20 protein-coding genes are annotated in these 17613 nt (G+C 57.6%); 10 read left to right on the top strand and 10 right to left on the bottom strand.

Annotated features, from left to right (window positions below):
* Nucleotides 1–24: 24 nt before the first annotated feature.
* From rpmH to mnmE, 5 genes are all read left to right on the top strand, one after another.
* Nucleotides 25–165: a 50S ribosomal protein L34 gene (rpmH, locus tag ENTCL_RS23400; protein ID WP_000831330.1), complete on the top strand. Its 141-nt coding sequence runs from the start codon at nucleotides 25–27 to the stop codon at nucleotides 163–165.
* Nucleotides 166–182: 17 nt separating this feature from the next.
* Nucleotides 183–542, top strand: a complete 360-nt coding sequence (rnpA, locus tag ENTCL_RS23395) for a ribonuclease P protein component (protein ID WP_071841443.1) — start codon at nucleotides 183–185, stop codon at nucleotides 540–542.
* Nucleotides 506–763 (top strand): membrane protein insertion efficiency factor YidD, encoded by a 258-nt coding sequence (yidD, locus tag ENTCL_RS23390; RefSeq protein ID WP_013368384.1) that lies wholly within the window; start codon nucleotides 506–508, stop codon nucleotides 761–763. Before rnpA ends, yidD begins: the two co-directional genes overlap by 37 nt.
* Before the next feature lie 2 nt (nucleotides 764–765).
* Complete coding sequence (gene yidC / locus ENTCL_RS22315; RefSeq protein WP_013368383.1) at nucleotides 766–2409, top strand: membrane protein insertase YidC; 1644 nt, start codon at nucleotides 766–768, stop codon at nucleotides 2407–2409.
* Nucleotides 2410–2515: 106 nt separating this feature from the next.
* On the top strand, nucleotides 2516–3880 hold the full coding sequence (gene mnmE, locus ENTCL_RS22310; protein WP_013368382.1) for a tRNA uridine-5-carboxymethylaminomethyl(34) synthesis GTPase MnmE: 1365 nt from the start codon (nucleotides 2516–2518) through the stop codon (nucleotides 3878–3880).
* 41 nt (nucleotides 3881–3921) lie between these two features.
* Here the strand turns inward: mnmE and ENTCL_RS22305 are convergent, their stop codons facing one another.
* The 5 genes from ENTCL_RS22305 to ENTCL_RS22285 all read right to left on the bottom strand — a co-directional run bounded on the left by ENTCL_RS22305 (nucleotide 3922) and on the right by ENTCL_RS22285 (nucleotide 7989).
* The gene (locus tag ENTCL_RS22305) at nucleotides 3922–4482 is read right to left on the bottom strand and encodes a dihydrofolate reductase family protein (RefSeq protein WP_013368381.1); all 561 of its coding nucleotides are present in this window, start codon (nucleotides 4480–4482) and stop codon (nucleotides 3922–3924) included.
* A gap of 77 nt (nucleotides 4483–4559) precedes the next feature.
* On the bottom strand, nucleotides 4560–5396 hold the full coding sequence (locus tag ENTCL_RS22300) for a metal ABC transporter permease (protein ID WP_013368380.1): 837 nt from the start codon (nucleotides 5394–5396) through the stop codon (nucleotides 4560–4562).
* The gene (sitC, locus tag ENTCL_RS22295) at nucleotides 5393–6250 is read right to left on the bottom strand and encodes an iron/manganese ABC transporter permease subunit SitC (RefSeq protein WP_013368379.1); all 858 of its coding nucleotides are present in this window, start codon (nucleotides 6248–6250) and stop codon (nucleotides 5393–5395) included. The genes ENTCL_RS22300 and sitC overlap by 4 nt, the downstream gene beginning before the upstream one ends.
* Complete coding sequence (locus tag ENTCL_RS22290) at nucleotides 6247–7074, bottom strand: manganese/iron ABC transporter ATP-binding protein (RefSeq protein ID WP_013368378.1); 828 nt, start codon at nucleotides 7072–7074, stop codon at nucleotides 6247–6249. The genes sitC and ENTCL_RS22290 overlap by 4 nt, the downstream gene beginning before the upstream one ends.
* A gap of 3 nt (nucleotides 7075–7077) precedes the next feature.
* On the bottom strand, nucleotides 7078–7989 hold the full coding sequence (locus tag ENTCL_RS22285; RefSeq protein ID WP_013368377.1) for a metal ABC transporter substrate-binding protein: 912 nt from the start codon (nucleotides 7987–7989) through the stop codon (nucleotides 7078–7080).
* Nucleotides 7990–8199: 210 nt separating this feature from the next.
* On the opposite strand from ENTCL_RS22285, the gene ENTCL_RS22280 reads away from it, so the two are divergent.
* The 4 genes from ENTCL_RS22280 (at nucleotide 8200) to ENTCL_RS22265 (ending at nucleotide 11846) form a co-directional block, all read left to right on the top strand.
* Entirely contained in the window at nucleotides 8200–9390 is a 1191-nt protein-coding gene (locus ENTCL_RS22280) for an MFS transporter (RefSeq protein ID WP_013368376.1), read from the top strand.
* Nucleotides 9359–10339, top strand: coding sequence for an HTH-type transcriptional regulator YidZ (yidZ, locus tag ENTCL_RS22275; RefSeq protein WP_013368375.1), 981 nt, complete (start codon nucleotides 9359–9361; stop codon nucleotides 10337–10339). The genes ENTCL_RS22280 and yidZ overlap by 32 nt, the downstream gene beginning before the upstream one ends.
* Nucleotides 10340–10500: 161 nt before the next feature.
* Nucleotides 10501–11277: a 4'-phosphopantetheinyl transferase family protein gene (locus ENTCL_RS22270; protein ID WP_013368374.1), complete on the top strand. Its 777-nt coding sequence runs from the start codon at nucleotides 10501–10503 to the stop codon at nucleotides 11275–11277.
* Nucleotides 11278–11279: 2 nt separating this feature from the next.
* Nucleotides 11280–11846 (top strand): NADPH-dependent FMN reductase, encoded by a 567-nt coding sequence (locus ENTCL_RS22265; protein WP_013368373.1) that lies wholly within the window; start codon nucleotides 11280–11282, stop codon nucleotides 11844–11846.
* 69 nt (nucleotides 11847–11915) lie between these two features.
* Here the strand turns inward: ENTCL_RS22265 and ENTCL_RS22260 are convergent, their stop codons facing one another.
* Entirely contained in the window at nucleotides 11916–13253 is a 1338-nt protein-coding gene (locus tag ENTCL_RS22260; protein WP_044612211.1) for an NCS2 family permease, read from the bottom strand.
* Nucleotides 13254–13422: 169 nt separating this feature from the next.
* Here ENTCL_RS22260 and yieH point away from each other — a divergent pair, with 169 nt between their 5' ends.
* Entirely contained in the window at nucleotides 13423–14088 is a 666-nt protein-coding gene (gene yieH / locus ENTCL_RS22255) for a 6-phosphogluconate phosphatase (RefSeq protein WP_013368371.1), read from the top strand.
* Between the two features lie 42 nt (nucleotides 14089–14130).
* Here the strand turns inward: yieH and phoU are convergent, their stop codons facing one another.
* From phoU to pstC, 4 genes are read right to left on the bottom strand one after another with little or no spacing between them, the layout of a single operon-like run.
* Nucleotides 14131–14856: a phosphate signaling complex protein PhoU gene (phoU, locus tag ENTCL_RS22250; protein WP_013368370.1), complete on the bottom strand. Its 726-nt coding sequence runs from the start codon at nucleotides 14854–14856 to the stop codon at nucleotides 14131–14133.
* 13 nt (nucleotides 14857–14869) lie between these two features.
* On the bottom strand, nucleotides 14870–15643 hold the full coding sequence (gene pstB / locus ENTCL_RS22245) for a phosphate ABC transporter ATP-binding protein PstB (RefSeq protein ID WP_013368369.1): 774 nt from the start codon (nucleotides 15641–15643) through the stop codon (nucleotides 14870–14872).
* A gap of 46 nt (nucleotides 15644–15689) precedes the next feature.
* Nucleotides 15690–16580: a phosphate ABC transporter permease PstA gene (pstA, locus tag ENTCL_RS22240; protein ID WP_013368368.1), complete on the bottom strand. Its 891-nt coding sequence runs from the start codon at nucleotides 16578–16580 to the stop codon at nucleotides 15690–15692.
* Nucleotides 16580–17539: a phosphate ABC transporter permease PstC gene (gene pstC / locus ENTCL_RS22235; RefSeq protein WP_013368367.1), complete on the bottom strand. Its 960-nt coding sequence runs from the start codon at nucleotides 17537–17539 to the stop codon at nucleotides 16580–16582. Before pstC ends, pstA begins: the two co-directional genes overlap by 1 nt.
* Nucleotides 17540–17613: the final 74 nt, after the last annotated feature.

The raw sequence follows: 17613 nt of genomic DNA, 5'->3' as shown, positions 1-17613 counted from the left end.
ATTCAAGTTTAGGTAGAAACCGCCATGAAACGCACTTTTCAACCGTCTGTACTGAAGCGCAACCGTTCTCACGGCTTCCGTGCTCGTATGGCTACTAAAAATGGTCGTCAGGTTCTGGCACGTCGTCGTGCTAAAGGCCGCGCTCGTCTGACCGTTTCCAAGTAATAAAAGCTAACCCCTGAGTGGTTAAGCTCGCTTTTCCCAGGGAGTTACGTTTGTTAACTCCCACTCATTTCACATTCGTCTTCCAGCAGCCGCAACGGGCTGGCACGCCGCAAATCACCATCCTCGGCCGCCTGAATTCGCTGGGGCATCCCCGCATCGGTCTTACCGTCGCCAAGAAAAACGTTAAACGCGCCCATGAACGCAATCGGATTAAACGTCTGACGCGTGAGAGCTTCCGTTTGCGTCAACATGAACTTCCGCCTATGGACTTCGTGGTGGTGGCGAAGAAGGGGGTTGCAGACCTCGATAACCGTGCTCTCACGGAAGCGTTGGAAAAATTATGGCGCCGTCACTGTCGCCTGGCTCGCGGGTCCTGATAGCCCTTATCAGGGTCTATCAACGCCTGATTAGTCCGCTTCTCGGGCCGCATTGCCGTTTCACGCCAACCTGTTCTCAATACGGAATTGAGGCATTGCGCAGGTTTGGAGTGATAAAAGGCAGTTGGTTGACGGTGAAACGCGTATTAAAATGCCACCCTTTACACCCGGGTGGTGACGACCCCGTCCCACCAGGACCTTCTAATACCAGAGAACACTAACGATGGATTCGCAACGCAATCTTCTTATCATCGCTTTGTTGTTCGTGTCTTTCATGATCTGGCAGGCATGGGAGCAGGATAAAAATCCTCAGCCCCAGCAGCAGACCACGCAGACTACGACCACCGCAGCGGGTAGCGCCGCCGACCAGGGCGTACCGGCCAGTGGCCAGGGGAAACTGATTACGGTGAAAACCGACGTGCTCGATCTGACCATCAACACCCGTGGCGGTGATGTTGAGCAGGCTGAGCTGTTAGCTTACCCGAAAGAGCTGGGTTCTAACGAACCGTTCCAGTTACTGGAAACCACGCCGCAGTTTATCTATCAGGCGCAAAGCGGCCTGACCGGCCGTGACGGCCCGGATAACCCGGCTAACGGCCCGCGCCCACTGTACAGCGTTGATAAAGATACCTTTGTCCTGGCAGACGGTCAGAACGAAATCAGCATCCCGCTGACCTGGACCGACAAAGCGGGCAACACCTTCACCAAGACCTTTGTGCTGAAGCGTGGCGAATATGCCGTTAACGTTGACTACAGCGTGAAGAACAGCAGCGATAAGCCGCTGGAAATCTCCACCTTCGGTCAGCTGAAGCAGTCCATCAATCTGCCGACGCATCGCGATACGGGCAGCAGCAACTTTGCGCTGCACACCTTCCGCGGCGCGGCGTACTCCACGCCTGATGCGAAGTACGAAAAATACAAATTCGATACCATCGCCGATAACGAGAACCTGAACGTTAGTGCCAAAGACGGCTGGGTTGCGATGCTGCAGCAGTACTTCGCGACCGCATGGGTTCCGCGTAACGACGGCACCAACAACTTCTACACCGCGAATCTCGGCAACGGCATTGCGGCTATCGGCTACAAATCTCAGCCGACGCTGATTCAGCCAGGCCAGACCGGCACCGTGGGCAGCACCCTGTGGGTTGGCCCGGAAATTCAGGACAAAATGGCTGCCGTTGCGCCGCACCTGGATCTGACCGTTGACTACGGCTGGCTGTGGTTCATCTCTCAGCCGCTGTTCAAGCTGCTGAAGTTCATCCACAGCTTCCTCGGCAACTGGGGCTTCTCCATCATCGTTATCACCTTCATCGTTCGTGGCATCATGTACCCGCTGACCAAAGCGCAGTACACCTCCATGGCGAAGATGCGTATGCTGCAGCCGAAGATTCAGGCCATGCGCGAGCGTCTGGGCGATGACAAACAGCGCCAGAGCCAGGAGATGATGGCCCTGTATAAAGCAGAGAAAGTAAACCCGCTGGGTGGTTGCTTCCCGCTGATTATCCAGATGCCTATCTTCCTTGCGCTGTACTACATGCTGATGGGCTCCGTTGAGCTGCGCCATGCGCCGTTCGCGCTGTGGATCCACGACCTGTCCGCACAGGACCCGTACTACATCCTGCCGATCCTGATGGGCGTGACGATGTTCTTCATCCAGAAGATGTCGCCGACCACCGTGACCGACCCGATGCAGCAGAAGATCATGACCTTTATGCCGGTCATCTTCACCGTGTTCTTCCTGTGGTTCCCGTCAGGTCTGGTGCTGTACTATATCGTCAGCAACCTGGTGACCATCATCCAGCAGCAGCTGATCTACCGTGGTCTGGAAAAACGTGGCCTGCACAGCCGCGAAAAGAAAAAGTCCTGATTCGGTTGTAGGCCGGATAAGGCGAAGCCGCCATCCGGCAAACGGAACATTCATTAAAGGGCGGTCGATTGACCGCCTTTTTTATTTGTATTGAACGAGAACAACCATGAGCCATAACGACACTATCGTCGCCCAGGCAACCCCACCGGGACGCGGTGGTGTAGGCATTCTGCGTATCTCCGGCCTGAAGGCGCGCGAGGTGGCTGAAGCGGTGCTGGGCAAGCTGCCAAAACCGCGCTACGCCGATTATCTGCCGTTTAACGATGCCGACGGCGCCGCGCTGGACCAGGGCATTGCCCTGTGGTTCCCCGGCCCGAACTCCTTTACCGGCGAAGATGTGCTGGAGCTGCAGGGCCACGGCGGCCCGGTGATCCTCGACCTGCTGTTAAAACGCATTCTGACGATTCCCGGCCTGCGCATTGCCAGGCCCGGCGAGTTCTCCGAGCGCGCGTTTCTTAACGACAAGCTCGACCTGGCGCAAGCCGAGGCGATTGCAGACCTGATCGACGCCAGTTCCGAGCAGGCGGCCCGCTCCGCGCTGAACTCGCTGCAGGGGGCGTTCTCCGCCCGCGTGAACCACCTTGTGGAAGCGCTCACTCACCTGCGCATCTACGTCGAAGCGGCGATCGACTTCCCGGACGAAGAGATCGATTTCCTCTCCGACGGCAAAATCGAGGCCCAGCTGAACGGCGTGATGGCCGATCTCGACGCGGTGCGCGCCGAAGCGCGCCAGGGCAGCCTGCTGCGAGAAGGGATGAAGGTGGTGATTGCCGGGCGCCCTAACGCCGGGAAATCGAGCCTGCTGAACGCGCTGGCGGGCCGTGAGGCCGCAATCGTCACCGACATTGCCGGCACCACCCGCGACGTGCTGCGCGAGCATATCCACATTGACGGGATGCCGCTGCACATTATCGATACCGCCGGGCTGCGCGACGCCAGCGACGAGGTCGAGCGTATCGGCATTGAGCGCGCCTGGCAGGAGATCGAGCAGGCCGACCGCGTGCTGTTTATGGTCGACGGCACCACCACCGACGCCGTTGACCCGGCGCAGATCTGGCCCGACTTTATCGCCCGTTTACCGACGAATTTGCCGATCACCGTGGTCCGCAATAAAGCGGATATGACCGGCGAAGCGGTGGGATTGAGCGAGGTGAACGGTCACTCACTGATTCGTCTCTCCGCGCGTCAGGGCGAAGGCGTGGACCTGCTGCGTAACCACCTCAAGCAGAGCATGGGCTTTGACACCAACATGGAGGGCGGATTCCTCGCCCGCCGCCGCCATCTCCAGGCGCTGGAAACCGCGGCCAACCACCTGCAGCAGGGCAAAGCGCAGCTGATTGGCGCGTGGGCAGGCGAGCTGCTGGCGGAAGAGCTGCGCCTGGCGCAGCAGGCGTTAAGCGAGATTACCGGCGAATTTACCTCCGACGATCTGCTGGGACGGATATTCTCGAGCTTCTGTATTGGCAAGTAAGTTTTAATCCATCCTCGTCCGTGAACGTTCGTAAACCCGCATTAACTGGCTGTTAATGCGGGTTTGTTTGCATTCACGTGATACGTAGACTGAACGAGACCAGAAGGAAAGCTACGGCTGGAGAGCAACGTTAAATCAATATCTCGGGACAATGTCCCGAACAAGGGCTTCCCTGAGCCGATCAGCACCGGAACGGTAGTAATGACCATGTCAGTGATAAGCCCCTCGCGAAGAAATGACTGCACCACCTGACCGCCATCGAGATAGACTCGCTGTATGTTCTGTTCGGCCAGACGGGCAATCGTCTCCCCTGGCGCAGAATCGATAAATTGAACCTTATCCTTTAAGGCGTCAGGTACTGGCGTTCCGGCGAGCTGTTTCGATAACACCAGTACGGGCAGGTCGTAAGGCCATGTGTCGAAGGTCATCACTTTCTCATAGCTTCCCCGGCCCATCACAATGACCTCTTTATCGATGATAAAGTCATCATAGCCATGATCCTCGCCAGGGTCATCGCGCTGCAACAGCCAGCGGATATCGCCATCTTGACGCGCAATGAAACCATCCAGACTGACAGCAATGAAAACGTGGGTGGTAATCATAGGCAGGCTTACTCCTTATTTTCTGACGTTAAACATAATAGACTGGATTACGCCGCTTATCCGGACCTGCAGCATCTCTATCCGATTTGCTGCTCTGTCCGCCGCGCCTTCAGGCTGGTATGCGCAAAGGTCACGATAAAGACCAGCGCAAACAGCACCACGATGGTGGGCGCGGGGGCGCTGTCGAGGTAAAACGACAGCCAGACGCCGCAGACCGATACCAGCGCTGAGACCACAACGGCCGCCAGCAGCGCGATGTGAAAACGGTTTGTCAGCAGCACGGCAATAGCGCCCGGCGCGATCAGCAGGGAAATCGACAAAATGATGCCTACCGCTTTGAGCGTTGCGACGATCGTCAGCGAGACCATGCACAGCAGGCCGTAGTGCAGCCAGCGGGTACGCAGCCCACTAACCTGCGCCTGCAGGGGATCGAAGCAGAAAAGCAGAAAATCGCGCCATTTCACCCCAATAGCCAGCGCAATCACCGCCGCAATCGCCCCTGTCTGGACGATATCGGCGGTATTGACGCCCAGCATATCGCCAAACAGGATGTGGTCGAGATGCACCTCCGGCTTTACGGCGATATAGAGAATCAGCCCGGCGGCGAACATGCCGGAAAAAACGATGCCCATGACGGTATCCTGCTTAATCCGGCTGTTATCCTTCAGAAATCCGGTCGCTACGGCGCAAAACAGCCCGGCGACAAACGCCCCGGCCGCCAGCGGCAGCCCCATCATCCAGGCCAGCACCACGCCGGGAAACACCGCATGGCTCATCGCATCGCCCATCAGCGCCCAGCCTTTCAGCACCAGAAAAACCGACAGCAGCGCGCAGGGAATGGCGACCACCAGCGCAATCAGCAGTGCGTTTTTCATAAACGCGAACGTCAGCGGCTCGAACAGCAACGCCATCATGGCTGCACCTCCGGCACCTGACGCGCGCGACGGCGGCTGGCCAGCAGGCCGTGGCCCGGCGCGAAAATGAACGCCAGCAGGAACAGCGCCGTCTGCGCCACAACGATGATGGCGCCGGTCGCGCCGTCCAGGTAATAGCTCAGCCATGCGCCGAGGAAGCTCGTGATACTGCCAATCGCCACTGCGATCAGCAGCAGGCGGGGAAAGCGGTCGGTCAGCAGCCAGGCGGTGGCGCCCGGCGTTACCACCAGGCTTATCACCAGGAATGCGCCCACGGTTTGCAGCGCGGCAACCGTCGATACCGCCAGCAGCGTAAAGAAGAGGATCTTCAGCCGCTCCGGGCGCAGGCCGATGGCGCGCGCGTGGTTCTCATCAAAGAACGTCACCATCAGGTCTTTCCACTTGAAAAACAGTACGGCTATCGACACCGCGCCGATGATCGTCAGCTGCAGGATATCCTCCGGCGCAATCGCCAGAATATTGCCCAGTACGATGGTCTGAATGTTCACCGAAGTCGGGTTCAGCGACACCATAAACAGCCCCAGGCCGAAGAACGACGAGAAGATAAGCCCGATAATGGCGTCCTCGTTGAGGCGGGTACGCTGGTTGAGAAACAGCATACTGCCCGCCGCCAGCCCGCCGGACAAAAATGCGCCGAGCGAGAAGGGAAGCCCGAGCATATATGCGCCCGCCACTCCCGGCACAATCGAGTGCGACAGCGCATCGCCGATGAGCGACCAGCCTTTGAGCATCAGATAGCCGGAGAGGAAAGCGCACAGTCCACCCACCATCGCGGACACCCACATGGCGTTGAGCATGTACGTATAGCCAAACGGCTCCAGAAGCAGGCTCATGACGTCCCCCGCTCGCGGGCAGGCAGACGGTGAGAGACAAAAGGACGCTCATCGTCGGTGATGATGTGCGTCCCGGAGCCGCTCAGCGCCACCTGGCGCAGCACGCCGCTGAAGGCGCGCTCAAGGTTTTCAGCGGTAAAGGTGGTGGCCGTCGGGCCGCTGGCCAGCACGGTGCCTTTGACCATCACGGTGTAATCGCAAAACTCGGTCACGGAGCCGAGGTTATGGGTGGAGACCAGCATGGTTTTGCCTTCATCGCGCAGTTCGCGCAGCAGGTCGACGATTTTGGCCTCGGTTTTGACATCAACGCCGGTAAACGGCTCATCAAGCAGGATAACCTCCCCCTGCTGGGCGATGGCGCGCGCCAGAAAGACGCGCTTTTTCTGTCCGCCGGACAGCTCGCCAATCTGCCGGTGGCGATACGCCGCCATGTCGACCCGCTCCAGCGCCTCGCTGACGATACGGCGATCGTCCTCTTTGGGGATCCGCAGCATGCCCATGTGCCCGTAGCGGCCCATCATCACCACATCCTCCACCAGCACCGGGAATGACCAGTCCACCTCTTCCGCCTGCGGCACATAGGCGACCAGGTTGCGCCGCAGCGCCTGACGCGTCGGCATACCCAGAATCGAAATCTCCCCGGCGGCAAGGCGTACAAACCCCATCACCGCCTTAAACAGGGTGGATTTGCCGGATCCGTTAACCCCCACCAGCGCGGCGATCGAGCCGCCCGGAACATGGAAAGTGGCGTCGTGCAGCGCCGTATGCCCGTTTCGCCAGGTGACGGTGACATCAGCAACGGCGATACCTGTCGCGTGCGTCATGGTTTACTCCTTCATGCCGTCTTTAAGCCCCTGAACCAGGGTGCGGGTGGTAACGTTCAGCAGCTCAAGATAGGTCGGCACCGGGCCGTCCTGCGCGCTTAACGAGTCGACATACAGCACGCCGCCGTAGTGGGTGCCGGTCTCACGGGCCACCTGTCGCGCGGGCTTATCGGAGATCGTGCTTTCGCTAAAGACCGCCGGAATATGATTTTTACGCACCTCATCGACCACCTTGCGCACCTGCTGCGGCGTTCCCTGCTGATCGGCGTTGATAGGCCACAGATACAGCTCTTTTAACCCAAGATCGCGCGCCAGGTAGGAGAACGCCCCTTCGCTTGAGACCAGCCAGCGCTGGTTTTCGGGAATAGCCGCAACCTGCTGGCGCAGCGGTTCCAGCGTTTGGGTAATTTTTGCCTTATAGGCTTCAGCATTGCGTTGATACACCCCGGCGTTAGCGGGGTCGTATTTCATCAGCGCGTCGCGGATATTGTTCACATAGATAAGCGCGTTATCCGCCGACATCCACGCGTGCGGATTCGGCTTCCCGTTGTACGGTCCTTCCGTGATGCCCATCGGCGTTATGCCTGCGGTCACCACCACTTCCGGCACGCCGCGCAGATGCTGATAAAAGCGCTGGAACCACCGCTCCAGATTCATGCCGTTGGCAAGGATAAGCTGTGCGCCCTGCGCGCGTTTGATGTCGCCGGGGGTGGGCTGATACTCATGGATTTCGGCCCCCGGTTTGGTAATGGAGCTCACCTCTGCGGCATCGCCCGCTACGTTTTTCGCCATATCGGCAATCACCGTAAAGGTGGTTACCACCTTAAACTTCTCCTGCGCCCATGCCGGAAAAGACCCGGCGGAACTGAGGATGACCCCGAGGAACAGGGCCCGGACGGCGGGTGTCGGGTGCATAGCAACATCTCCATGAGGTGATTAAAAATAAAACTGTTATAGCCAATGCTATATCTTATAGCACACGCTATTTTTAAATGAAAATAATTCTCGTTTGAGATTTTTAGCGTTATGTAAATGCCTGAATGGAAAACGCTGTTGTCCAAATGGCAACTCGTCGCCCCCCGCGTTCTCTTTTATCCTTTGGGTCACCGTTAACGCGAGGATCCTATGGCACGCTTTCTTCTATGTAGTTTCGCCCTTGTTTTGCTCTACCCGACCGGTATTGATATGTATCTGGTGGGATTACCTCGCATCGCCCAGGATCTTGCGGCAAGCGAGGCGCAGCTGCACATCGCCTTTTCCGTCTATCTGGCGGGTATGGCGGCGGCAATGCTGCTCGCCGGGCGGGTAGCGGATAAAACCGGCAGGCAGCCGGTGGCGATTTGCGGCGCCATTGTTTTTGCGCTGGCCTCAGTGCTGTGCGCCAGCGCCAGCGACAGCACGCTGTTCCTGAGCGGACGCTTTATCCAGGGAATAGGCGCGGGAAGCTGCTACGTGACGGCTTTTGCCATTATGCGCGACACCCTTGATGACCAGCGGCGGGCGAAAGTGCTGTCCTTTATCAACGGGATAACCTGCATCGTGCCGGTACTGGCGCCGGTGCTGGGCAACCTGATCATGCTGTCGTTTCCCTGGCAGAGCCTGTTCTGGGTGATGTGCGGGATGGGCGTGCTGGTCCTTCTGCTCTCAACGTTCGTGCTTAAAGAGACCCATCCCGGGGCGCTGACCGATAAGACGTACACGCCACAGCCGCTGTCTGAAGCATTAGCAAACCGCTTTTTTATCAGCAGAGTGGTGATGACGACCCTGTGCGTCACGGCGATCCTGACCTTCGTGAACGTTTCTCCGGTGCTTATCATGGAGGAGATGCAGTTCACCCGCAGCGAGTACTCAACCATTATGGCGCTGACGGCGCTGGTCAGCATGACGGTGGCGTTTTCGACCCCGTTCGCGCTGGGACTCTTTCGTCAGCGTACCCTGATGCTCACCGCGCAGGGGCTCTTCCTGCTGGCCGCCGTGGTGCTGACCTTTGCCACCAGCCATACGCTCACCCTGCTCGGCTTAACGCTTATCTGCGGCGGCTTCTCGCTGGGGTTTGGCGTGAAGATGAGCCAGGCCCTGGAGCCATTCTCCCGGCGCGCGGGCGTCGCCAGCTCAATACTGGGCATTGCCCAGGTATGCGGCTCCTCGCTGTACATCTGGCTGGCAGCGGTACTGGGCGTCGGCGCGCTTAATATGCTGATCGGGATACTGATTAGCTGTAGCATGGTCTGCATCTTGTTGATTCTGTTCGTGGGCTCCACGACAACGGCACGCGCATCTGACCATGAAAAAATCCATCGCCAGCCTCGATCTTAACCTGCTGCTGTGTCTGCAGCTGCTGTTGCAGGAACGCAGCGTCAGCAGAGCGGCCAGCCGAATGAACGTCACCCCCTCCGCCGTCAGCAAGTCGCTGGCGAAGCTGCGGGGGTGGTTTAACGACCCGCTGTTTGTCAAAACGCCTCAGGGGCTGCACCCAACGCCGCTGGCGGCCAGCATGGAGCAGGACCTGGCAGACTGGATGCAGATGAGCCACCAGCTGCTCGATAAACCCCATTACGAAACGCCGCGCGGCCTGACGTTTGAGCTGGCGGCCGAGTCACCGCTGATGATGATTGCGCTAAACGCGCTGTCGCAGCAGATCTACCAGCGCTATCCCCAGGCGACGCTGCGCGTGCGTAACTGGGATTACGATTCGCTGGACGCCATTATTCGCGGCGAGGTGGATCTCGGGTTTACCGGACGCGAAAGCCACCCGCGCTCGCGCGAGGCGCTTAGCCTGCTGCCGTGGTTTATTGATTTTGAGGTGCTGTTTACCGATTTACCGCGCGTATACCTGCGCGAGGACCACCCGGCGCTGCAGGAAACGTGGGATCTACAGACCTTCCTGCGCTATCCGCATATCAGCATCTGTTGGGAGAAGAGCGATACCTGGGCGCTGGACCGGGTGCTGAACGAGCTGGGATATCAGCGTAATATCGCCCTGAGCCTGCCAGGATTCGAGCAATCCATGTTTATGGCCGCCCAGCCGGATCACACGCTGCTGGCAACGGCCCCCTTCTACTGCCAGCACTACAATCAGCAGCACGGCCTGAAGCTGGTGACGCGCCCCGTCCCGCTGGAAGAGAGCCTGCTGCAAAAGATTGCCGTCCCTTTTACCCTGCTGTGGCATAAGCGTAACGGCCATAATCCTAAAATCGTCTGGCTGACGTCGATGATAAGGCAGCTGTACGGCGAAACCTTCAAGGCCCAGGTACAGCGGGAATAAGCCGATAAATTCGTGAACGAGCAGGCTATTGCGTCTAAGGAAATGTAAATGTTCTGCTCCGGGGCTTTTCAGCGCCGCTTTTCCGCATTAAAACCTCAGTAGTTTACGCGATAATGAGGTTATCGTTTTACACGTCTGACCATTAATCATGGAGAGAAATAATGGCAACGCACTTTGCAAGAGGGATCTTTAACGACGGGCAGCTCATTTCGGTACGCCTGCCCGCATCCTGCCATAACGACGCGCGCCGCATGCCGTCACATCGCCGCACCCGCTTCCTCGCTTCGCGCGCGCTGCTCGCTGAACTGATGAGCATGCTGTACGGCGTCAGCGAACTGCCGGATATCATCACCCGCCCGGATGGCAAACCGGTGTTCCGCGACAGCGACCAGCCGCGTTTTTCTATTGCCTACGCCGGAAATATCGTCGGCGTGGCGCTTTGCACCGAGGGCGAATGCGGCCTCGATATGGAGCTACAGCGCGCGATGCGCAGCTTCCATAGTCCGAAAACGCCCGATAGCTACCCGTTCAGCAATAACGAAACGCTGTGGATAAACAACCAGAGCGACCCTGACGAGGCGCGCGCTCAGCTGGCGACGCTGCGCCAGAGCATCCTGAAGCTCACCGGCGATGTGCATAACGATTGCGCGCAGAACCTGCAGCTGCTGCCGGGTTCGGGACGTCTGCGCACCACCCGCGTTCAGCAGATCGAGGCGATTTGCGACGCCGAAGATGTGCTGGTGTGGTCGATAGCCGCCAGTCCCTCGATAGAGAAGCTAAAATTCTGGGAATTTGACGCCCAGCGCGGCTGGCGAAGCCTGCCGGATATGAACGCCCGCGCCAATGCGCCCGCCGGCTGTCTGATGCGTTTTACCAGCTTACCTGCAGAAAAAGCCCTTATACTCAACCAGGCCGTGTCCTGCGATGAAAAGGAGTAATCATGTCTGAAGCACTGAAAGTTGTTACGTTACTGGGAAGCCTGCGCAAAGGTTCATTTAACGGTATGGTCGCCCGTACCCTGCCGAAGGTAGCGCCTGCCGGCATGCACGTATCGCCGCTGCCGTCGATTGCCGATATTCCGCTGTACGATGCGGACATCCAGCAGGAGGAGGGATTTCCGCAAAGCGTTGAGGCCCTCGCGGCGCAGATTCGCGACGCCGACGGCGTGGTCATCGTTACGCCGGAGTATAACTATTCGGTGCCTGGCGGCCTGAAGAACGCCATCGACTGGCTGTCGCGTCTGCCAAACCAGCCGCTTTCCGGTAAGCCGGTGCTGATTCAGACCAGCTCAATGGGCGCAATCGGCGGTGCCCGCTGCCAGTATCACCTGCGCCAGATCCTCGTGTTCCTGGATGCGATGGTAATGAACAAGCCGGAGTTTATGGGCGGTGTGATTCAGAATAAGGTCGACCCGCAGTCGGGTGAAGTGATTGACCAGAGCACGCTGGATCATCTGGCCGGTCAGCTGACCGCATTTGGCGAGTATATTCAGCGGGTGAAAGCATAAGCCTGAGCGGCCTGTTGCCCTCACCCTAACCCTCTCCCGACCGGGAGAGGGCGCTTGATACGTACGGCTTTAGTGTGCGTCGATAAACACAATCTTCAGCACAAACAGCAGCGCTACGACGATAACGCACGGGCTGAGGTCGCGGAAACGACCGGTACCGATTTTCATCACGCAGTAAGAGATAAAGCCCAGCGCAATCCCTTCGGTGATCGAGAAGCTGAACGGCATCATCACCGCGGTGATAAACGCCGGAACGGCCTCCGTCAGGTCTTCCCACTTCACGCGGGCCAGGCTTGAGGTCATCAGCACGCCGACGTAAATCAGCGCGCCTGCGGCCGCATACGGCGGCACCATACCGGCCAGCGGCGAAAGGAAGATAACCAGCAGGAACAGCAGGCCAACGACCACCGCGGTCAGACCGGTACGCCCGCCCACAGACACCCCGGAGGACGATTCAATATACGCGGTAACAGAAGAGGTGCCGATAAAAGAACCGGCAACCGAGGAGATACTGTCGACAAACAGCGCCTGCTTCATGCGCGGGAATTTGCCTTTCTCGTCGGTCAGGCCCGCTTTATCGGTCACGCCGATCAGAGTGCCGGAGGAGTCAAAGAGGTTAACCAGCATAAAGGAGAAAATCACGCCCGCAAGGCCGATATTCAGGGAACCCGCGAGATCGACATGGCCGATTACCGAGGTAACGTCCGGCGGCGTGGAAACAATCCCGGTGTAATGAACATCGCCCAGCATCCAGCCCAGCAGCGTGGTGACCACAATAGAAACCAGCACCGCCGCATGAATGTTGCGGGAGGCCAGAATCGCGATGATAAAGAAGCCCAGTACGCCCAGCAGCACGCTGTGAGACGTCAGGTTGCCAATGGTCACCAGCGTGTCTTTGTTCGCCACGATGACCCCGGCGTTTTTCAGCCCCATCATGCCGATAAACAGGCCGATCCCGCTGGTAATCCCCACGCGCAGGCTCATCGGGATATTGGCGATCATCCAGTAGCGGACGCGGAAAATCGTCAGCAGCAGCAGGCCGATGGCGCCCCAGAAAATCGCGCCCATACCAATCTGCCACGGCAGGCCCATTGCGCCGACCACGACGAAGGCGAAGAAAGCGTTAAGGCCCATTGCTGGCGCCAGCGCAACCGGCAGATTAGCAAAAAGACCCATCAAAATGCTGCCAAATGCGGCGATAAGACAGGTTGTCACGAAAACCGCGCTGGTATCCATGCCTGCCGCGCCCAGAATCTGCGGGTTAACGAAGACGATATAAACCATCGTCAGGAACGTAGTAAAACCGGCGATCACTTCGGTGCGTGCCGAGGTGCCGTGGTCGCGCAGTTTAAACACGCGCTCAAGCAGTCCCTGACCCGAAGCCTGGGTTGTGTGTTGTTGGCTCATCATCTGGTTCCAAACAAAGGAGGGGAAAATTCGTCGCTATCCTATACCAAAATGCGACAATAGGGGTGCCTGAGACACATTTTTTTTCATTGAATTTGCTTATACGGCAACGATTGCGTCAGGCGAAATGCGGTGAGTAAACGTTAAACTTGTTAAGACAGGAAACGGCATGTCCAGTATTGAGGCGGTATTTTTCGACTGCGACGGAACGCTCGTCGACAGCGAGGTTATCTGTTCGCGTGCCTATGTGCACATGTTCCAGGAGTTCGGCATTACGCTTGAACTCGACGAAATATTTAAGCGTTTCAAAGGGGTAAAACTCTACGAAATCATTGATACCATCAATGAGGAATACGGCGTCAACCTGCAAAAAGCCCGCCTTGAGCCGGTCTATCGCGCCGAAGTGGCGCGCCTGTTCGATACCGAACTTGAGGTGATTGCCGGCGCGAATGCGCTGCTGAACGCCATGACGGTGCCGATGTGCGTGGTGTCGAACGGGCCGGTGAGCAAAATGGAGCATTCGCTAGGAAAAACCGGCATGTTGCACCATTTTCCGCAGACGCTGTTCAGCGGCTACGACATTCAGCGCTGGAAGCCCGACCCGGCACTGATGTTCCATGCGGCGACAGCGATGAACGTGAACGTTGAAAACTGCATTCTGGTGGATGATTCAACGGCAGGCGCGCAGTCAGGCATTGCGGCAGGGATGGAGGTGTTCTATTTCTGTGCCGATCCGCACAACCGGCCGATCGATCATCCAAAAGTGACGACCTTTACCGATCTGGCGCAGCTGCCGGAGCTGTGGAAGGCGCGCGGGTGGGATATCACGCGTTAGTCTGTCAGGGCGGGTAAGCGTAAGCGCTACCCGCCACAAACGTCACTCGGTGGGATCTTTATCCGCCAGCAGTTTGTCCAGCTCATCGCCGTTGACGTGACGGAAGTCCTGGCCTTTGACGAAGTAGAAGATATATTCGCAGATATTCTGGCAGCGGTCGCCGATACGCTCGATTGAACGGGCGCAGAACAGCGCAGTCAGCACGCTTGGGATCGTACGGGAGTCTTCCATCATGTAGGTCATCAGCTGACGCACAATGCCTTCATACTCCTGATCCACCTTCTTATCTTCGCGATAAATACGCACCGCTTCATCAAGATCCATACGCGCAAACGCATCCAGCACGTCGTGCAGCATCTGGACGGTATGACGGCCCAGCGATTCCAGGCTCACCAGCAGAGGCTGGTGCTGCTGAGAGAACTTCTCCAGCGCCGTACGGCAGATTTTGTCCGCCACGTCGCCGATACGCTCCAGTTCAGCGATGGTTTTGATAATCGCCATCACCAGACGCAGGTCGCTCGCCGTAGGCTGACGCTTGGCGATGATGCGCACACAGGCTTCATCGATCGCTACTTCCATCATGTTGACCTGTTTGTCGCCGTCGATGACGCGTTTCGCCAGTTCACTGTCCTGGTTATGCATGGCGGTGATCGCATCGGATAACTGCTGTTCCACCAGCCCGCCCATGGTCATCACCTGGGTGCGAATATGCTCCAGTTCTGCGTTGAACTGGCCGGAAATATGCTTATTAAGGTTAAGGCTGTCCATCATTAACTCCAAATCAACCGTAGCGGCCAGTAATATAGTCTTCAGTCTGCTTCTTAGCGGGCTTGGTAAACAGATCGTCTGTATTGCTGAACTCAATCAGCTCGCCAAGATACATAAACGCCGTATGGTCGGAGCAACGGGCAGCCTGCTGCATGTTGTGCGTAACGATAACGACGGTGTAATCCTCTTTGAGCTCGGTGATCAGCTCTTCGATACGACCGGTCGAGATAGGGTCAAGCGCTGAACACGGCTCATCGAGCAACAGCACTTCCGGGCGAATCGCAATACCGCGCGCGATGCACAGACGCTGCTGCTGACCACCGGAGAGAGAATACCCGCTCTGGTGCAGCTTATCTTTGGTTTCGTTCCATAATGCGGCCTTGGTCAAGGCCCACTGCACGCGCTCGTCCATATCGGCGCGGGAGAGCTTCTCAAACAGACGCACGCCAAAAGCGATATTGTCGTAAATGGACATCGGGAACGGCGTCGGTTTCTGGAAGACCATACCGACTTTCGCGCGCAGCAGAGCGATATCCTGGGTATTGGTGAGGATGTTGTCGCCATCCAGCAGGATTTCACCTTCAGCACGCTGCTCCGGGTACAGTTCGAACATTTTGTTGAACGTACGCAGCAGAGTGGATTTACCGCAGCCAGACGGGCCGATAAACGCCGTCACCTGGTTTTTCGCGATATTCAGGTTGATGTTCTTCAGGGCATGGAATTTACCATAGTAGAAGTTCAAATCACGAACCGAAATTTTACCTGGGCCGCTATTCGCCATACTCATCTCAATCTCTTCCTCATTCGACGCCGCTATCGCCGCGCCGTAAAAATTAACCGTGTTTACGTTTCGCGAAAATCACGCGAGCCAGAATGTTCAGCAACAGGACGCAAAGGGTAATGATCAGCACCCCGGCCCATGCCAGCTGCTGCCACTCAGCAAACGGGCTCATTGCAAATTTGAAAATGGTCACCGGCAGGTTGGCAATCGGCTGCATCATGTCGGTGCTCCAGAACTGGTTCGACAGCGCGGTAAACAGCAGCGGCGCGGTTTCGCCCGCAATACGCGCGACGGCCAGCAGCACCCCGGTCATGATGCCGGATATCGACGCTTTCAGCGTAATCGCGGAGATCATCTTCCACTTCGGCGTACCCAGCGCGTAGGCCGCCTCGCGCAGGCTGTCCGGCACCAGCTTCAGCATGTTCTCGGTGGTACGAATAACGATAGGCACCTGCAGCAGCGCCAGCGCGATCACGCCCGCCCAGCCGGAGAAATGCTCCATCTGCATGACCACGATGGTGTAAACAAACAGACCGACAACGATGGACGGCGCAGACAGCAGAATATCGTTGATAAAACGGATAACTTCCGCCAGCCAGGATTTACGACCGTACTCCGCCAGGTAAACGCCCGCCAGAATCCCCAGCGGCGTACCGAAAACCGTCGACCACAGGATTAACAGGCCGCTACCGGCCAGGGCGTTCGCCAGACCGCCGCCCGCGGTGTTTGGCGGCGGCGTCATTTCGGTAAACAGCGCCAGCGACATACCGTCGATGCCGCGTACAACGGTAGAAAACAGGATCCACACCAGCCAGAACAGACCGAACGCCATGGTCGCCATTGAGAGCGTCAGCGCGATACGGTTTTTGGTACGGCGCCGTGCCTGCATTTTGCGGCGGGATTCCGCCAGTTCAGCCGTCGTTTGCATTTCAAGAGTCGCCATTAACGTGCCCCCTCGTTTTTCGCGAGGCGCAGGATCATCAGTTTAGAAATCGCCAGGACGATAAAGGTGATCACGAACAGGATTAAGCCCAGTTCCATCAGCGCCGCAACGTGGAGGCCTGATTCAGCTTCGGCAAACTCGTTGGCCAGCGCCGAGGTAATGCTGTTGCCCGGCATATACAGCGAGGCGCTGTCGAGCTGGTAGGTATTACCGATGATAAAGGTGACCGCCATGGTTTCACCCAGCGCGCGGCCAAGGCCGAGCATCACGCCGCCAATCACGCCGTTTTTAGTAAACGGCAGCACGATGCGCCAGATAACTTCCCAGGTGGTGCAGCCGATGCCGTAGGCCGACTCTTTCATCATCACCGGGGTTTGTTCGAACACGTCGCGCATAACGGCGGCGATGTACGGAATGATCATAATGGCGAGGATCACGCCAGCGGCCAGCAGGCCGATACCAAACGCCGGGCCGGAGAACAGGGTGCCAACAATCGGAATGGCCGACAGCACATTCCCGACCGGTTCCTGAAAATAGGTGGCAAACAGCGGAGCAAAAATAAACAGGCCCCACATGCCGTAAACGATGCTCGGAATGGCCGCCAGCAGCTCAATCGCAATACCCAGCGGACGTTTCAGCCAGTTTGGCGCCAGCTCCGTCAAAAACAGCGCAATGCCGAAACTCACCGGAACGGCGATCAGCAGAGCAATCAATGAGGTCACCAGAGTACCGTAGATAGGTACCAGCGCACCGTAGATATCATTCGGCGCATCCCACTCTTTCGTCCACAGGAAGGAGAAACCGAACTTCTGGATGCTAGGCCAGGAGGAGAAAATCAGGGAGACGATAATGCCGCCGAGCATAAATAGCACAATCAGCGCAGCCAGTTTTACCAGCGCGCCGAAAAGGAGGTCGCCCTTTTTGCTCGGGGGATTAAATGCAGGCTTGATTGCCGCCATAAATTACTCTTCAGTTAAGACGTTTCACGAAATTGACAGATAGCATGACTGCTACCCGTCATTTTCGTCAATAT

The organism is [Enterobacter] lignolyticus SCF1 (assembly GCF_000164865.1).
Lineage (GTDB): Bacteria > Pseudomonadota > Gammaproteobacteria > Enterobacterales > Enterobacteriaceae > Enterobacter_B > Enterobacter_B lignolyticus.
This window is presented reverse-complemented; position numbering and strand designations above follow the sequence as displayed.

What these genes read in the sequence shown, in the direction of transcription:
- yidD (WP_013368384.1), top strand. Translation starts at nt 506, where the DNA reads ATGGCGCCGTCACTGTCGCCTGGCTCGCGGGTCCTGATAGCCCTTATC.
- ENTCL_RS22270 (WP_013368374.1), top strand. Translation starts at nt 10,501, where the DNA reads ATGGCAACGCACTTTGCAAGAGGGATCTTTAACGACGGGCAGCTCATT.
- ENTCL_RS22305 (WP_013368381.1), bottom strand. Translation starts at nt 4,482, where the DNA reads ATGATTACCACCCACGTTTTCATTGCTGTCAGTCTGGATGGTTTCATT.
- ENTCL_RS22285 (WP_013368377.1), bottom strand. Translation starts at nt 7,989, where the DNA reads ATGCACCCGACACCCGCCGTCCGGGCCCTGTTCCTCGGGGTCATCCTC.
- ENTCL_RS22265 (WP_013368373.1), top strand. Translation starts at nt 11,280, where the DNA reads ATGTCTGAAGCACTGAAAGTTGTTACGTTACTGGGAAGCCTGCGCAAA.
- ENTCL_RS22280 (WP_013368376.1), top strand. Translation starts at nt 8,200, where the DNA reads ATGGCACGCTTTCTTCTATGTAGTTTCGCCCTTGTTTTGCTCTACCCG.
- mnmE (WP_013368382.1), top strand. Translation starts at nt 2,516, where the DNA reads ATGAGCCATAACGACACTATCGTCGCCCAGGCAACCCCACCGGGACGC.
- yieH (WP_013368371.1), top strand. Translation starts at nt 13,423, where the DNA reads ATGTCCAGTATTGAGGCGGTATTTTTCGACTGCGACGGAACGCTCGTC.
- rpmH (WP_000831330.1), top strand. Translation starts at nt 25, where the DNA reads ATGAAACGCACTTTTCAACCGTCTGTACTGAAGCGCAACCGTTCTCAC.
- ENTCL_RS22300 (WP_013368380.1), bottom strand. Translation starts at nt 5,396, where the DNA reads ATGATGGCGTTGCTGTTCGAGCCGCTGACGTTCGCGTTTATGAAAAAC.
- yidC (WP_013368383.1), top strand. Translation starts at nt 766, where the DNA reads ATGGATTCGCAACGCAATCTTCTTATCATCGCTTTGTTGTTCGTGTCT.
- phoU (WP_013368370.1), bottom strand. Translation starts at nt 14,856, where the DNA reads ATGGACAGCCTTAACCTTAATAAGCATATTTCCGGCCAGTTCAACGCA.
- yidZ (WP_013368375.1), top strand. Translation starts at nt 9,359, where the DNA reads ATGAAAAAATCCATCGCCAGCCTCGATCTTAACCTGCTGCTGTGTCTG.
- pstB (WP_013368369.1), bottom strand. Translation starts at nt 15,643, where the DNA reads ATGAGTATGGCGAATAGCGGCCCAGGTAAAATTTCGGTTCGTGATTTG.
- ENTCL_RS22260 (WP_044612211.1), bottom strand. Translation starts at nt 13,253, where the DNA reads ATGAGCCAACAACACACAACCCAGGCTTCGGGTCAGGGACTGCTTGAG.
- sitC (WP_013368379.1), bottom strand. Translation starts at nt 6,250, where the DNA reads ATGAGCCTGCTTCTGGAGCCGTTTGGCTATACGTACATGCTCAACGCC.
- pstA (WP_013368368.1), bottom strand. Translation starts at nt 16,580, where the DNA reads ATGGCGACTCTTGAAATGCAAACGACGGCTGAACTGGCGGAATCCCGC.
- pstC (WP_013368367.1), bottom strand. Translation starts at nt 17,539, where the DNA reads ATGGCGGCAATCAAGCCTGCATTTAATCCCCCGAGCAAAAAGGGCGAC.
- ENTCL_RS22290 (WP_013368378.1), bottom strand. Translation starts at nt 7,074, where the DNA reads ATGACGCACGCGACAGGTATCGCCGTTGCTGATGTCACCGTCACCTGG.